The 13,797-nt window shown below is 72.7% G+C and carries 13 protein-coding genes; 9 read left to right on the top strand and 4 right to left on the bottom strand.

Features of this window, described 5'->3' with window-relative positions; translation table 11 throughout:
- Window positions 1-51: 51 nt before the first annotated feature.
- On the bottom strand, window positions 52-1,413 hold the full coding sequence (gene glnA, locus ACFVX6_RS38855) for a type I glutamate--ammonia ligase (protein WP_267757824.1): 1,362 nt from the start codon (window positions 1,411-1,413) through the stop codon (window positions 52-54).
- A 241-nt stretch (window positions 1,414-1,654) separates the two neighbouring features.
- Between glnA and ACFVX6_RS38850 the strand changes: the two genes are divergently transcribed.
- The 4 genes from ACFVX6_RS38850 (at window position 1,655) to ACFVX6_RS38835 (ending at window position 4,088) form a co-directional block, all read left to right on the top strand.
- Window positions 1,655-2,002: a hypothetical protein gene (locus ACFVX6_RS38850; RefSeq protein ID WP_389699308.1), complete on the top strand. Its 348-nt coding sequence runs from the start codon at window positions 1,655-1,657 to the stop codon at window positions 2,000-2,002.
- 73 nt (window positions 2,003-2,075) lie between these two features.
- Window positions 2,076-2,729 (top strand): DUF3105 domain-containing protein, encoded by a 654-nt coding sequence (locus ACFVX6_RS38845; protein WP_389699307.1) that lies wholly within the window; start codon window positions 2,076-2,078, stop codon window positions 2,727-2,729.
- A 23-nt stretch (window positions 2,730-2,752) separates the two neighbouring features.
- Complete coding sequence (locus ACFVX6_RS38840; RefSeq protein ID WP_389699310.1) at window positions 2,753-3,427, top strand: DUF305 domain-containing protein; 675 nt, start codon at window positions 2,753-2,755, stop codon at window positions 3,425-3,427.
- Window positions 3,428-3,668: 241 nt separating this feature from the next.
- Window positions 3,669-4,088 carry a CBS domain-containing protein gene (locus tag ACFVX6_RS38835; RefSeq protein WP_389699306.1) on the top strand — a complete coding sequence of 140 codons (420 nt, stop codon included), beginning with the start codon at window positions 3,669-3,671 and terminating at the stop codon, window positions 4,086-4,088.
- Here the strand turns inward: ACFVX6_RS38835 and ACFVX6_RS38830 are convergent.
- Together ACFVX6_RS38830 and ACFVX6_RS38825 are read right to left on the bottom strand one after the other, a co-directional pair.
- Window positions 4,085-4,996 carry an alpha/beta fold hydrolase gene (locus ACFVX6_RS38830; protein ID WP_389699305.1) on the bottom strand — a complete coding sequence of 304 codons (912 nt, stop codon included), beginning with the start codon at window positions 4,994-4,996 and terminating at the stop codon, window positions 4,085-4,087. The two genes, ACFVX6_RS38835 and ACFVX6_RS38830, sit on opposite strands and share 4 nt — an antisense overlap.
- Window positions 4,993-5,655: a DUF998 domain-containing protein gene (locus ACFVX6_RS38825; protein WP_389699309.1), complete on the bottom strand. Its 663-nt coding sequence runs from the start codon at window positions 5,653-5,655 to the stop codon at window positions 4,993-4,995. The genes ACFVX6_RS38830 and ACFVX6_RS38825 overlap by 4 nt, the downstream gene beginning before the upstream one ends.
- Before the next feature lie 207 nt (window positions 5,656-5,862).
- On the opposite strand from ACFVX6_RS38825, the gene ACFVX6_RS38820 reads away from it, so the two are divergent.
- From ACFVX6_RS38820 to ACFVX6_RS38805, 4 genes are all read left to right on the top strand, one after another.
- Entirely contained in the window at window positions 5,863-6,369 is a 507-nt protein-coding gene (locus tag ACFVX6_RS38820) for a hypothetical protein (RefSeq protein ID WP_389699304.1), read from the top strand.
- A gap of 89 nt (window positions 6,370-6,458) precedes the next feature.
- On the top strand, window positions 6,459-8,102 hold the full coding sequence (locus ACFVX6_RS38815; protein ID WP_389699303.1) for a multicopper oxidase family protein: 1,644 nt from the start codon (window positions 6,459-6,461) through the stop codon (window positions 8,100-8,102).
- A gap of 164 nt (window positions 8,103-8,266) precedes the next feature.
- Window positions 8,267-9,592: a DUF4352 domain-containing protein gene (locus ACFVX6_RS38810; protein ID WP_389699302.1), complete on the top strand. Its 1,326-nt coding sequence runs from the start codon at window positions 8,267-8,269 to the stop codon at window positions 9,590-9,592.
- Window positions 9,593-9,699: 107 nt separating this feature from the next.
- Window positions 9,700-11,454, top strand: coding sequence for an NAD+ synthase (locus ACFVX6_RS38805; RefSeq protein WP_389699301.1), 1,755 nt, complete (start codon window positions 9,700-9,702; stop codon window positions 11,452-11,454).
- Window positions 11,455-11,468: 14 nt separating this feature from the next.
- Here ACFVX6_RS38805 and ACFVX6_RS38800 read toward each other — a convergent pair whose 3' ends face one another.
- On the bottom strand, window positions 11,469-12,497 hold the full coding sequence (locus ACFVX6_RS38800) for an endonuclease/exonuclease/phosphatase family protein (protein ID WP_389699300.1): 1,029 nt from the start codon (window positions 12,495-12,497) through the stop codon (window positions 11,469-11,471).
- A 285-nt stretch (window positions 12,498-12,782) separates the two neighbouring features.
- Here ACFVX6_RS38800 and panB point away from each other — a divergent pair, with 285 nt between their 5' ends.
- Window positions 12,783-13,643, top strand: a complete 861-nt coding sequence (gene panB / locus ACFVX6_RS38795) for a 3-methyl-2-oxobutanoate hydroxymethyltransferase (protein ID WP_389699299.1) — start codon at window positions 12,783-12,785, stop codon at window positions 13,641-13,643.
- The last annotated feature ends 154 nt before the right edge of the window (window positions 13,644-13,797 follow it).

Below are 13,797 nucleotides of genomic sequence, written 5' to 3'. Positions count from 1 at the left end.
GCCGGTCGGTGACCGGCGGCCCGGAGGCGTGTGTGGTGCGGGGACCGGGAACTACAGCACCGGCATCATCTTGCGGAGTTCGAAGGCCGTGACCTCGCTCCGGTACTCCTCCCACTCCTGCTTCTTGTTGCGGAGGAAGAAGTCGAAGACGTGCTCGCCGAGGGTTTCGGCGACCAGTTCGCTGCGTTCCATCAGGGCGATGGCCTCGCCGAGGTTCTGCGGGAGGGGTTCGATGCCCATCGCGCGGCGTTCCGCGTCGGAGAGGGCCCAGACGTCGTCGTCGGCGCCGGCCGGGAGTTCGTAGCCCTCTTCGATGCCCTTGAGGCCCGCGGCCAGGAGGACGGCGTACGTGAGGTACGGGTTGGCGCCCGAGTCGATCGAGCGGACCTCCACGCGGGAGGAGCCCGTCTTGCCCGGCTTGTACATCGGGACGCGGATCAGGGCCGAGCGGTTGTTGTGGCCCCAGCAGATGTACGAGGGGGCCTCGCCGCCGGAGCCGGCGGTGCGCGAGGAGCCGCCCCAGATGCGCTTGTAGGAGTTGACCCACTGGTTGGTGACCGCAGCCGTCTCCGCCGCGTGGCGGAGCAGGCCCGCGATGAAGGAGCGGCCGACCTTGGAGAGCTGGTACTCGGCGCCCGACTCGTAGAAGGCGTTGCGGTCGCCCTCGAAGAGGGAGAGGTGGGTGTGCATGCCCGAACCGGGGTACTCCGAGAAGGGCTTCGGCATGAAGGTGGCCTGGACGCCCTGTTCCAGGGCGACCTGCTTCATGACCAGGCGGAAGGTCATGATGTTGTCGGCCGTCGAGAGGGCGTCGGCGTAGCGCAGGTCGATCTCCTGCTGGCCGGGGGCGCCCTCGTGGTGGCTGAACTCGACCGAGATGCCCATGGATTCGAGCATCGTGATCGCCTGACGGCGGAAGTCCATGCCGACGTTCTGCGGGGTGTGGTCGAAATAGCCGGAGTTGTCGGCCGGGGTGGGCCTGGTGCCGTCCAGCGGCTTGTCCTTCAGCAGGAAGAACTCGATCTCCGGGTGGGTGTAGAAGGTGAAGCCCAGGTCGGAGGTCTTGTTCAGGATCCGCTTGAGGACGTACCGCGGGTCCGCGTAGGAGGGCGAGCCGTCCGGCATCAGGATGTCGCAGAACATCCGCGCCGTTCCGGGGGCCTCCGCGCGCCACGGCAGTATCTGGAAGGTGCTCGGGTCCGGCTTGGCGATCATGTCGGACTCGTAGACCCGCGCGAAGCCCTCGATCGCCGAGCCGTCGAACCCGATGCCCTCGTCAAAGGCCTGTTCCAGCTCCGCCGGCGCGACCGCGACGGACTTCAGGAAGCCCAGTACGTCGGTGAACCACAGGCGCACGAAGCGGATGTCGCGCTCCTCGAGCGTCCGGAGGACGAATTCCTGCTGCTTGTCCATGGCTTCATCCTCGCAGTTCAGGCGGCCTGTGCACCACTGCCGCGGGGGCATGGGCACAGTCGGGCCGCCCCAGTATCGCCAGCGGTGGTTTCCGCCAGATTACGCACCCCGGAAAGCCGGTGGCACCCCCGCACTGACCTTGGGCCGGTCATGAGCATTACCATCGGCGCCCATGGGGGGCCATGCGCATGACGAGCAGGGACGTCGGAGACGTCCGCTGCTTCGGCGTGCCGTCCTCCTGATGGCCTTCGGGGTACTGGCCGGTACGGCGTTCCTGTGCCGGGCCGCCGGGGCCGAGCATCCGGCCGCCGCGGGCACGCTCGCGCGGGCCGGGCACGCCGCGCAGGCTCCCGGCGCACACGCTCCCGGCGCCCGGCGCGCCGTCTGCGTGGCGCCGTACGACCGGCCCGGCTGCTCCCCGCTCTCGCACGTCCTCCCCGGGCTGCTGCCCCCGGAGCCTCCCGCGGTCCTGGTGGCGGGCGCGGTGCCCGCGCCCGCCGTGCGCCCCGGGCCGGCGGCGGGAATCCGGGCTCCCTCGGCGCTCGCGCGCGGCCCCGACCTGTACGCCCTCCAAGTGCTGCGGACCTGATCGGTCCCGGCTCGACGGCGCTCAGGCAGCGCGTTCTCCACTCCACCCCCCTCAGCACGAAGGATTCAGGGCCATGGCCAGCAGGAAGTCCGAAACCAACAACTCCCGCCAGGCGCGGATAGCCGAGATGCGCCGCGCCGACCAGTCGCGCGACCGACGCAACAAGGCCATCGCGATCACCACGTCGGCCGCCATCGTCACCGCGCTCATCGGCTTCGGCGCGTGGGTGATGATCACCCAGCAGAACAAGAAGGAAGCCGACGAGGCGGCCCTCAAGGCGCCCGTCGCCGGCGAGCAGACCTGGGACGCCAAGAAGCTCGGCCGCAACCACGTCGAGACCCCGGTGAAGTACGAGATGAACCCGCCGGTCGGCGGGGACCACAACCCCCGCTGGATGAACTGCAACGGCGACGTCTACAAGAACCCGATCCCCGAGATCAACGCCGTCCACTCGCTGGAGCACGGCGCCGTGTGGGTGACGTACAACGAGAAGGCCGCCCCGGCCGACGTCGAGAAGCTCGCCGGCTCGGTGGCCAAGCGCCCCTACACGCTGATGAGCCCCGTCAAGGAGCAGTCCGGCACGATCATGCTCAGCGCGTGGGGCAAGCAGCTGACCGTGGACAGCGCGGACGACGCCCGGGTGGCCACCTTCCTCACCAAGTACGTGCAGGGCCCGCAGACCCCCGAGCCGGGCGCGGCCTGCACGAACGGGCTGGCCGACAAGTGACCCGTACGGCCGGCAAGGGCTCCGTGACCCGTACGTACTGGGTCGCGGGCTCGGCCGTGGGCCTGGCGCTGCTCTTCGCGGTGGGGGCCACGGTCGCCACCGCGGGGGGAGCCGATTCCGCTCCCCCTTCCCGTACGCCGGGGCTCTACTCCGCCGACGCGGGCTTCGCCCGGGACATGGCGGTGCACCACCAGCAGGCGGTGGAGATGTCCTTCATCGTGCGCGACCGTACCAAGGACGAGCCGGTGCGCGTCCTCGCCTACGACATCGCCAACACCCAGGCCAACCAGCGCGGCATGCTGCTGGGCTGGCTGGACATGTGGGGCCTGCCGAAGGTGGTGGCCGACGAGCCGCCGATGTCCTGGATGGGGTCCGAAGGCGCCGGGCACGGCATGGACGGCCATGCCATGGGCGGAGCCGTCACCAAGCCCGGCGCGCTGATGCCCGGCATGGCCACCAAGGAGGACCTGGCACGGCTCGGCTCCGCAGAGGGCCGGGACGCCGAGGTGCTCTACCTGCGGCTGATGACCGAACACCACAAGGGTGGCGTCGCCATGGCCCAGGGCTGCGCCGACGCGTGCGGGAACCCGGCCGAGCGGGCGCTCGCCCAGGGCATGGTGGAGGCCCAGCAGTCCGAGCTCCTGCTGATGGCCGACATGCTGAAGCAGCGCGGAGCGGAACCGCCGGCCGCGGGGTAACCCGTCGTCCACCCGCGGCACCGCCGCCTTGGGCTCCGGCCCCGGGGAACGGTCGAAGGGCGGGTAGGGGGCGAGCGCCCGGCAGGGCTCCCCCGCCTCATGACCGCATCCTCGGGGTCACCCGTTCGGCCCCCTCTCACCCATGTGGAGTCGCGGGGGCCGAACGGGCGACCGACGATGAGGACGCCGAGGCCGGCGCACCCGCGCCCGGCCGCTACGGCGTGCTCAGGAGGTTTACGCGATGACCACCGCCGGAGAGATCATGCACGCCGGGGCCCAGTGGATCCCCGCCACCGAAACCCTGGACCGGGCCGCTCAGCTGATGAGCCGGCTCAACGTGGGCGCGCTGCCCATCAGCGACTCCAACGAACGGCTCTGCGGCATCCTGACCGACCGCGACATCGTCATCGGCTGTGTGGCCAAGGGGCACGACCCGTCGAAGATCACGGCCGGCGACATGGCCCGGGGCACCCCGCGCTGGATCGACGCGGGCGCGGACGTCTCCGAGGTGCTGGAGGAGATGCAGAGCCACCAGATCCGCCGGCTCCCCGTCATCGACAACAAGCGGCTGGTCGGGATGATCAGTGAGGCCGACCTGGCCAAGCACCTGTCGGAGGAGCAGATAGCCGGCTGGGCCGAGAAGGTCTACGCCCGCAGCTAGACCGCCTCCGGAGCCGACGGAGCCTCCGGTCGCGGTCGCACCGCGTACAGGACCGCCCGCGCCACTTGGTGCGGGCGGTCCAGCATGACCAGGTGTCCGGCCGGCTCCGCGACCACGAACCGGGCTCCCAGCGCGTCGGCCAGCGCCGCCTGGCGGCCCAGCCAGCGCAGGTCCGGGCGGCGCGCGCCGGGGTCGTGTCCGGCCAGGACGGTGGCGGGCGCGGTCAGCGGCAGCTCCGCGCGCAGCGCCAGCACCTCGGCGGCCGTGTCGGGGTAGGCGGCGTTCTCCAGCAGGGCCCCGCGCCAGACCCGGCCGGTCCGGTAGCAGCGGCGTACGAGGCCCCGCGCGGCCGGGTCGTCCGCGCCGCCCGCGCGGGATGCCCGTACGGCGGTCCGCCGGGCCCAGGGGCCCAGCGCGGCGGGCAGCCCCGCGGCGGTCACGGCCCGGCCGAGCACCCGGGCGGCGCCGGTCCGCACCCCGGCGGGCAGGGCCGCACGGGGCCGCTCCTCCACGCTGCCGTCGACCAGCACCACGGCGGCGGTGCGCCCGGGGTACAGCCGGGCGAAGGCCTCGGCGTGGAACCCGGCGATGGAGTGCCCGGCCACGGTGACGCGCTCGGCGCCCAGGCCGAGCGCGTCCAGCAGTCCGGCGATCCGGTGCGCCTCCCCGGCGGCGGACGGCGCACGCACGGCGGGGGCGCTCAGCCCGTGCCCGGGACGGTCGAAGCGGACGACGGTACGGCCGGCGGCGACGAGCAGCTCCGCCACGGGATCCCAGTCGAACCAGGCCATGGCGAGCCCGGCGCTGAGGACGACCGGAGGGCCGGAGCCCTCCACGAGGACGTGCAGCGCGACCCCGTCAGCGGCGGGGCCTGCGGGGAGGCGTACGAACGTCCCGAGTCCGCTCACGTACGGCGTTCCCGGTGGACGGAGTACGCGAGCAGGCCCAGCCAGACCGCCACGAACAGCACCTGGAGCCGCTGCCCGGCGCCCAGCGCCCAGGTGCCGTGCCCGGCGGTGAACAGGGCGATGGAGACCAGGGTCCAGGCGGTGGCGAGCAGTTCGAGTACGACGAGCACGGGCCCGAACCGCGCGAGCGGGGTGAGCCGGCCGTAGCGGCGGGCGGCGAGCGTGAGCGCCACGATCCCGACGAGCGCTCCCGTCATGGCGAGACTGCTGCTGACGGCGTGCGCCTGATGGGTGGCGGGGACCAGCCCGGCGGTCTCCCGCGCCGCGCATTCGGGGTCCACGGTCGGCGTGCAGCTCAGCGGCAGCCAGGCGTCCGCCGCGGTGGCGGCGCCGAAGAGGGTGATCCCGGACCAGCCGGCGACGGACCAGAGGCGGCGGGGTTCGACGCGCCTCACGAGGCGGACCAGGGCCAGGAGGCCGCCGAGGAAGACGAGGAGGCCGGCGGTGAAGTCGGTGGCCCGGAACAGGCCGCCGAGAGGCTGGTCCTGGGCCGCGAGCTCGCTGACGTACGTCTCGATGGGGTTGAGGCCCGTGGAGAGGACGACTTCGAGTACCCATGCGGTGTAGGCGGCGGCGCCGAGCCCGACGAGGAGGGCCACGGAGTGGGCACCGGCCCCGGCCGTGGGGGCGGGACCCCTCGCGGCGGAGGGGCTGTTCACGGATTTCCAGGATCTCCGGGACTGCACGGGCTTCAGGTGCTTGAGCGGATTCGACGGCGGGTCTTTTGTGGACATAGTGCGACTAATCCTAAACGCGGCCGGGCCCGGTCCTCCGATCGGATACCCACCCCGGGTAGGGTTCCGCCCATGACCCGCCCAGCCTCGCGCACCCAGCGACCAGCAGTCCGGTGGCCCCGGTTGCTGCTGTTCGCCGCGCTGCTGCTGGGCATCGCGGGCATGCACACGTTGGGCCATCCGACGCGGGCCCACGCCATGGAGGACGTGCCGTCGGTCCGTTTCGTTCCCGAGGCCGGCCATACGCCGTCCGGGGCAGCGCACGGTGGTCGACCGGTCGAGGCGATGCCGGACACGACGGCCCCGGCCGTCGCCGGCACGGCGGTCACCCCCGCCGCCGCTTCCCTCACCACTGCCACCGTCGAGGCTCCGCGCCCGCAGCACACCGGCATGGATCCCATGTCCGTGTGTCTCGCCGTACTCGGCGCCCTCACCCTGCTGGTCCTCGGAGCCGGACTGGCCGGCCCGCGCCGTACCGCGCCGCTCGGGGGTGCGGCACGTGCGCCGGGCCGGTCCGGCGGTCCCGACCCGCCGCCACCCCGCGAACTCCTCACCCTGCTGGCGGTACTGCGCGTATAGGCCGGGCTCCGTCGTCGCCCCCGCATGCTCCGGGGCGGCGGCAGACGGTGCCCATCTGCCTGCCTCACACCATCACGAGGTGTTCCACCATGCGCTCTTCCTCCTCCGCTTCCCCCTCCCCCTCCCGCCGCGCCGTCCTCGGCGCCGGCGCCGCCCTCGCCGGCTCCGGGCTGCTCGCCGCCTGCTCGGGCGGCTCCGGCATGGCCGGCATGGACCACGGCGCGGGCTCCACGGGCAAGGGGTCCTCCTCCCCCGCCCCCGGTGGCTACGTGGACCCGGCCGGCGCCGAGGTGCAGGCCGCCGAGGCCGCCCGCAAGGCCACCGGCCCGCTCACCGAGGTCCGGCTGACGGCCACCGCCACCCCGCTCGACCTCGGCGCCGGCCGCACCGTCCGCTCGTGGGCGTACGGGGACAAGCTCCCCGGCCAGGAGGTACGGGTCACCGCGGGCGGCACCCTCGCCCTGACCCTGGCCAACAACCTCCCCGAAGCCACCTCCCTGCACTGGCACGGCCTGGCGCTGCGCAACGACATGGACGGGGTACCGGGGCTGACCCAGCGGGACATCGCGCCGGGCGGCTCGTTCACGTACAAGTTCGCCGTCCCGCACCCCGGGACGTACTGGTTCCACCCGCACTCCGGGGTCCAGCAGGACCGCGGGCTGTACGCGCCGCTGATCGTCGAGGACCCCAAGGAGCCCCTCTCCTACGACAAGGAGTGGGTGGTCGTACTCGACGACTGGCTCGACGGGGTGGACGGCTCCACCCCCGACGCCGTGCTCGGCGAACTCCGCAAGGGCATGGACACGAGCTCGAGCGGCGGCGGCCACTCGGGCCACGGATCCGGCTCCGGCTCCAACACCGCGGGCACGCCCGCACCCGTCGCGAGCGGCGGCCCCTCCCGGGTCCTCATGGGCGGAGTCAGCGAGGTCCTCGGCAAGGACCCGGGCGATGTCGCGTACCCGCACTACCTGGTCAACGGCCGCGCCCCCGAGGACCCCTCGGTCTTCACCGCCCGCCCGGGCGACCGGATCCGGCTGCGGATCATCAACGCGGGCGGGGACACCGCCTTCCGGATCGCCCTGGGCGGCCACGAGTTCACGGTCACCCACACCGACGGCTTCCCCGTCGAGCACGCGGCCGCCCGCTCACTGCTACTGGGCATGGGCGAGCGCTACGACGTCCTGGTGACGGCGGGCGACGGGGTGTTCCCGCTGACCGCGCTCGCCGAGGGCAAGGGCGACGCGGCCTCGGCGCTCGCCGTGCTGCGCACCGGTGCGGGGGCGGCGCCGATCGCGGCGACCCGGCCCGCCGAGCTGTCCGGGCGGCCACTGACGGCGGACACCCTGAAGGCGGCGGAGCCGGTCGCCCTGACCGCGCGCGAACCGGACCGCACGGTGCGGATCAAGCTCACCGGCGGGATGGCATCGTACGACTGGGCCTTCGACGGCGAGCCGTACGCTCCGGACCGGCGGCACCCGGTGAAGGCGGGGGAACGGGTCCGGCTGGAGTTCAACAACTCCACAACGATGTGGCACCCGCTCCACCTGCACGGGCACACCTTCGCCCTCGGCGGCGGGGCGGGCGGTGCCCGCAAGGACACGGCGGTGGTTCTTCCGAACGGGAAGCTGACGGTGGACTTCGACGCCGACAATCCCGGTCTGTGGATGGTGCATTGCCACAACGTCTACCACGCGGAGGCCGGGATGATGACCGTGCTGGGCTACCTGCGCTAGCCGGATCCCGCCCCGAACCGGGCCGCCTGCGCGCCGCGTTGCGGGCGCCGGCGGCCCGGCCGCGGGCGCCCGCAGGGGGCCGAAATGCCCGGCGGGGCAGCCGAATTCCATGACAGGCTGGTGATCGTCACGCGCCGATTGCGACTGAAGGACTTCCCGCCGGTATGAGCACCCCGCCGAACCCCAGCACCCCGTCCGGCCCGCCGACGGAGTCCGCGGGCACCCCCGTACCCGAGGCTGCTCCCGCTCCCATACCGGCGCCCGCGCAGCCCCTGTCCCTCGACAAGGCTCCGGCCCCGTCCCTCGAGGAGCCTCCGGCCCCGACACCGCCCCAGCCCCTCACGCCGGCCCCGGCCCTGACCGAGGGCGCCGCGCAGCCCGCGGACGCGGCCCCGGCCCCGGCCCCGGCGGCCGACCCGGCCGACCCGGCCGAGCCCACGGACGCAGTCCCGGCGGATGCCGCCCCGGCAGACTCCGTCCCCGCAGGCACCCTCCCCGCAGAACCCGCCCCCGGTTCCTTCACTCCGGTCGCCCCCGCCCCGGCGGCCGCCGCCGCTCCCCCGGGGCCCCTGTGGGGAGCCCCGTACGGCACCCCCGGCGCCCCCGGCGCCCCCGCCCCCGGCAACCCCTGGGCGACGCCCGTCGGCGGCCCCGCCGGCGGTTACCCCGGCGGCCCGCAGGCGCCCGGCTTCCCGGCGCCCCCGCCCGCCACGAACGGCATGGCCGTCGCCGCCCTGCTCCTCGGGCTGTTCGGCATCTTCGTCGGCCTCGTCCCCTTCTTCTTCTGGGCCGGCGCGATCCTCGCGCTGACCGGCGTCGGCATCGGCATCGCGGCCGTCCTCAAGTCCCGCCGCGGCGCCCCCCGCGCCACGCTGGCCGCGGTCGGCACCGCCCTGAGCGTCCTCGCCATCGGCGCTTCCGTCGGCGGCTGGTTCATCACCACGGCCGTCTTCGACAAGATCGACAGGAACATCGCCGCCAACCGCTCGGGTGACGAGTACGACTACGACGACGACTACGACTACGAGCCGGGCACCCCGAGCACCCCGTCGAGCCCGACCCCCAAGCCCTCGCCCTCCGACATCCCGGGCAAGACCTCGGCCCTGGCCTGGGGCAAGCCCTACACCTACGAGGACGGGGTCCAGGTCACCGTGCAGGGCGCGACCCCGTACAAGCCGTCCTCGACGGCATACCCGGCCGAGGCCCGCAACGGCAACGCGGTCAAGGTCACGGTGAAGATCGTCAACAACTCGGGGGCCGCGCTCGACGTCAGCCTGGCCCTGCCGAACGCCCGCGACGACCAGGGCACCGAGGCCGAGATGGCCTTCGACGGCTCCGTGCCGAAGATGTTCAAGGGCTCGGTCATGGCCGGCGAATCGATGACCGGCACCTTCGCCTTCGTCGTGCCCGAGGGCACCAAGAGCCTGCACTTCGAGATCGCGCCCGGCACCGAGTACGACGACGCGATCTGGAGCGGCCCGATCGGCTGAACCGGCGACTCCGGCGGCCTCGGGAACCCCCTCGGAACCCCCTTCGGACACGGCGACTGCGGCAACTCCCAGGACATCGCGTCAGAAAGACGATTAGACTGGGCCGCGTGCCTCAACTACGCCTCGCTCTGAATCAGATCGACTCGCAGGTCGGCAACATCGCCGCCAACGCCGACTCGGTCGTCCACTGGACCCGGCACTCCGCCGAACAGGGCGCCCACCTGGTGGCGTTTCCGGAGATGGTGCTGACCGGGTACCCCGTCGAGGACCTCGCCCTGCGCGGCTCCTTCGTCGAGGCCTCCCGCACGGCGCTGCTCGGACTCGCACAGCGCCTGGCGGCCGAGGGCTTCGGAGACCTCCCGGTCGTCGTCGGCTACCTCGACCGCACGGAGAAGGCCGCGCCCCGCCTCGGCCGCCCGGCGGGGTCCCCGGAGAACGCGGCCGCCGTGCTCTACGGCGGGCGGGTCGTCCTGCGCTTCGCCAAGCACCACCTCCCCAACTACGGCGTCTTCGACGAGTTCCGGTACTTCGTGCCGGGCGACACCCAGCCGGTGATCCGGGTGCGGGGCGTGGACGTGGCCCTGGCCATCTGCGAGGACCTCTGGCAGGAGGGCGGCCGCGTCCCCGCCACCCGCTCCGCCGGGGCCGGGCTGCTGATCTCGATCAACGCGTCCCCGTACGAGCGCAACAAGGACGACCTCCGCCTGGAACTGGTGCGCAAGCGCGCCCAGGAGGCCGGCTGCACCCTCGCCTACCTGGCGATGATCGGCGGCCAGGACGAGCTCGTCTTCGACGGGGACTCGATCGTCGTCGACTCCGCCGGCGAGGTCATCGCGCGCGCCCCGCAGTTCTCCGAGGGCTGCGTCCTGGTCGACCTGGACCTGCCCGCGGCCTCGGACGCCCCCGTCGAGGGCACCGTGGACGACGGCCTGCGCATCGACCGCGTGATCCTCTCCGAGGAACCGGTGGAGCCGTACGAGCCGGTCGTGACGGGCGGCTACGCCGACCGGCTGGACGACGACGAGGAGGTCTACGACGCGCTGGTCGTCGGTCTGCGCGCGTACGTACGGAAGAACGGGTTCCGTTCGGTCCTGATCGGCCTCTCCGGCGGCATCGACTCCGCGCTCGTCGCAGCGATCGCCTGCGACGCGATCGGCGCGCAGAACGTGTACGGCGTCTCGATGCCGTCCAAGTACTCCTCGGAGCACTCCCGGGGCGACGCGGCCGAGCTGGCGACACGGACCGGCCTGAACTTCCGGACCGTGTCGATCGAGCCGATGTTCGACGCGTACATGGGCGCGCTGGGCCTGACCGGGCTCGCCGAGGAGAACCTCCAGTCCCGGCTGCGCGGCACCCTGCTGATGGCGCTCTCCAACCAGGAGGGCCACATCGTGCTGGCCCCGGGCAACAAGTCGGAGCTGGCCGTCGGCTACTCCACCCTGTACGGGGACTCGGTGGGCGCGTACGGCCCGATCAAGGACGTCTACAAGACGGACGTCTTCCGCCTCGCCGAGTACCGCAACCGGGCGGCGGCCGAGCGCGGCGAGACCCCGCCGATCCCGGAGAACTCCATCGTCAAGCCGCCGAGCGCCGAACTGCGCCCGGGGCAGGTGGACACGGACTCGCTGCCGGACTACCCCGTGCTCGACGGGATCCTGGAGCTGTACGTGGACCGCGACCAGGGCCTGGAGGCGGTCGTCGCGGCCGGCTACGACCGCGAGCTCGTCGCGAAGACCCTGCGGATGGTGGACACCGCCGAGTACAAGCGCCGGCAGTACCCGCCGGGCACGAAGATCTCCGCGAAGGGCTTCGGCAAGGACCGCCGGCTGCCCATCACGAACGGCTGGCGCGAGCAGGCGTAGGGGGTCCTTCCCCGCTACGGCTTCACGGTGACGCGGGCGGCGATCGGCAGGTGGTCGCTGCCCGTGCGGGGCAGGGTCCAGGAGGCCTCGGGGGTGACCCCGCGGACCAGGATCTGGTCGATGCGGGCCATCGGGAACTGCGCGGGCCAGCTGAAGCCGAAGCCGTCGCCGGACGCGCCCTGGGTGGAACGCAACTGCGAGGTGACCTCGGACAGGGCCCGGTCGTTGACCGTTCCGTTGAGGTCGCCGAGCAGGATGACCCGGCGCAGCGGTTCGGCGGCGAGCGCGGCGCCGAGCGCGTCGGCGCTGTTGTCGCGCTGGTTGGCGGTGAAGCCGGCGTTGAGCTTGACGCGGACCGAGGGGAGGTGTGCCACGAAGGCGGCCACCTCTCCGTAGGGGGTGTGGACGGTGGCGCGCATGGCCCGGGTCCAGCCCATCTTGATGTCGACGGGCTTGCTGGAGACCAGCGGGTACTTGCTCCAGAGCCCGACGGTGCCTTCGACCGAGTGGTACTTGTACGTGCCCGCGAGGGCCTTCTCGTAGACGGGGACGACGCTGCCCTTGAGCTCGGTCAGGGCCAAGACGTCGGCCCCGGCCTTGGCGACGGAGGCGGCGGTGCCGGCAGGGTCGGCATTGTCGGCGTCGACGTTGTGGGTGGCGACCGTGAGGTTGCCGCCGGCCTGCGCCTTGTCGGTGACCAGCCCCCCGAAGAGGTTCACCCAGACCGCGGCGGTCAGCAGTATCGCGATGAGGGCGGTCGCCGACTTGCGGAAGAGCGCGGCGGCGAACAGCACCGGGACGGCCAGGCCCAGCCAGGGCAGGAAGGTCTCGGTGAGGCTGCCGAGGTTGCCGATGTCGTTGGGCAGCTCGGCGTGGAAGATCATGACGAGCGAGACCAGCACGGCGAGCGCGGCGAGCACGATCCCGCGGCGCCAGATGCCCGGATCCCGCCGCAGCTCGGCCAGCCGGCGCCGGAGACCCGCTCGGGAGGGCTCGGGCTCCGAGCCGTCGCTCCCCGTCTCCGTCATGTACGCCTGTGCCATGCCACTGCCCTCGCTGCCGTGCTCGCGCTCCGTCCCCGCCTCTTGACCCTAGGCGATATACGGAGGGTTCCGCGCCGATTGTGTCGGCCGTACGTCCGGGAGGACGAACGTCCCAGCGGTCCGGGTTCCGCTTGTCACCAAACGCGCACATTGCCCCGCGGGGCGGCCGCTCAAGCGAAGCGTGGTTCGTGCCACTTCCCGCCCGGGCCCCGAGAGTGCCACCATGGTGGTGAGTCCGGGGACGCCGTAAGGGCGCCTCGAGATGAACATCAAGGAGCAGTTGCAATGACGCATGCCGTTTCGCCTGCCCGCGAAGCCTCCTCCCCCACCCTGTACGGAGGCTCGGGCACCCGGCGCATCACCGTCCGCGACCTCACCCTCGCCAAGGAACGCGGCGAGAAGTGGCCCATGCTCACCGCCTACGACGCCATGACGGCGTCCGTGTTCGACGAGGCCGGCATCCCGGTCATGCTCGTCGGCGACTCGATGGGCAACTGCCACCTCGGCTACGAGACCACCGTCCCGGTGACGATGGACGAGATGACCTTGCTGTCGGCGGCCGTCGTACGCGGCACCAGCCGGGCCCTGATCATCGGCGACCTGCCCTTCGGCTCCTACCAGGAGGGCCCCGTACAGGCGCTGCGCAGTGCCACCCGGCTCGTCAAGGAGGCCGGGGTCGGAGCGGTGAAGCTGGAGGGCGGCGAGCGCTCGCTGGCCCAGACCGAGCTGATCGTGCAGTCGGGCATCCCGGTCATGTCCCACCTGGGCCTGACCCCGCAGTCCGTGAACGCGATGGGCTACCGGGTGCAGGGCCGCGGCGACGAGGCCGCCCACCAGCTGCTGCGCGACGCGAAGGCGGCGCAGGACGCGGGCGCCTTCGCGGTGGTGCTGGAGCTGGTCCCGGCCGAGCTGGCCGCCGAGGTGACCCGGTCCCTGCACATTCCGACGGTCGGCATCGGCGCGGGCTCGGAGTGCGACGCGCAGGTGCTGGTGTGGACGGACATGATGGGGCTGACCGGCGGCAAGATGCCGAAGTTCGTCAAGCAGTACGCGAACCTCCGCGCGACCATGGGCGACGCGGCGAAGGCCTTCGCCGAGGACGTGGTCGGCGGAACGTTCCCGCAGGAAGAGCACGCCTTCCACTAGTCCGCCACCGGTCCGACCCGCTGTTCCCCGGCCGGCACCGCACCGACAGGTGCGGGGCCGGCCCGGGGCGGGCGGGGTCCGGGGCGTTGGCCCCCCGCAGGCCCCCCCCCAGCGCCCGCTCGTTGCAGCCGGGGGGACCCGCGAGTTGTTTAGG

Source organism: Streptomyces sp. NPDC058289 (genome assembly GCF_042880975.1).
Classification (GTDB): domain Bacteria; phylum Actinomycetota; class Actinomycetes; order Streptomycetales; family Streptomycetaceae; genus Streptomyces; species Streptomyces stoeckheimensis.
The sequence above is the reverse complement of the archived record's forward strand: the minus strand, read 5'-3'. Positions and strand labels throughout refer to the sequence as shown.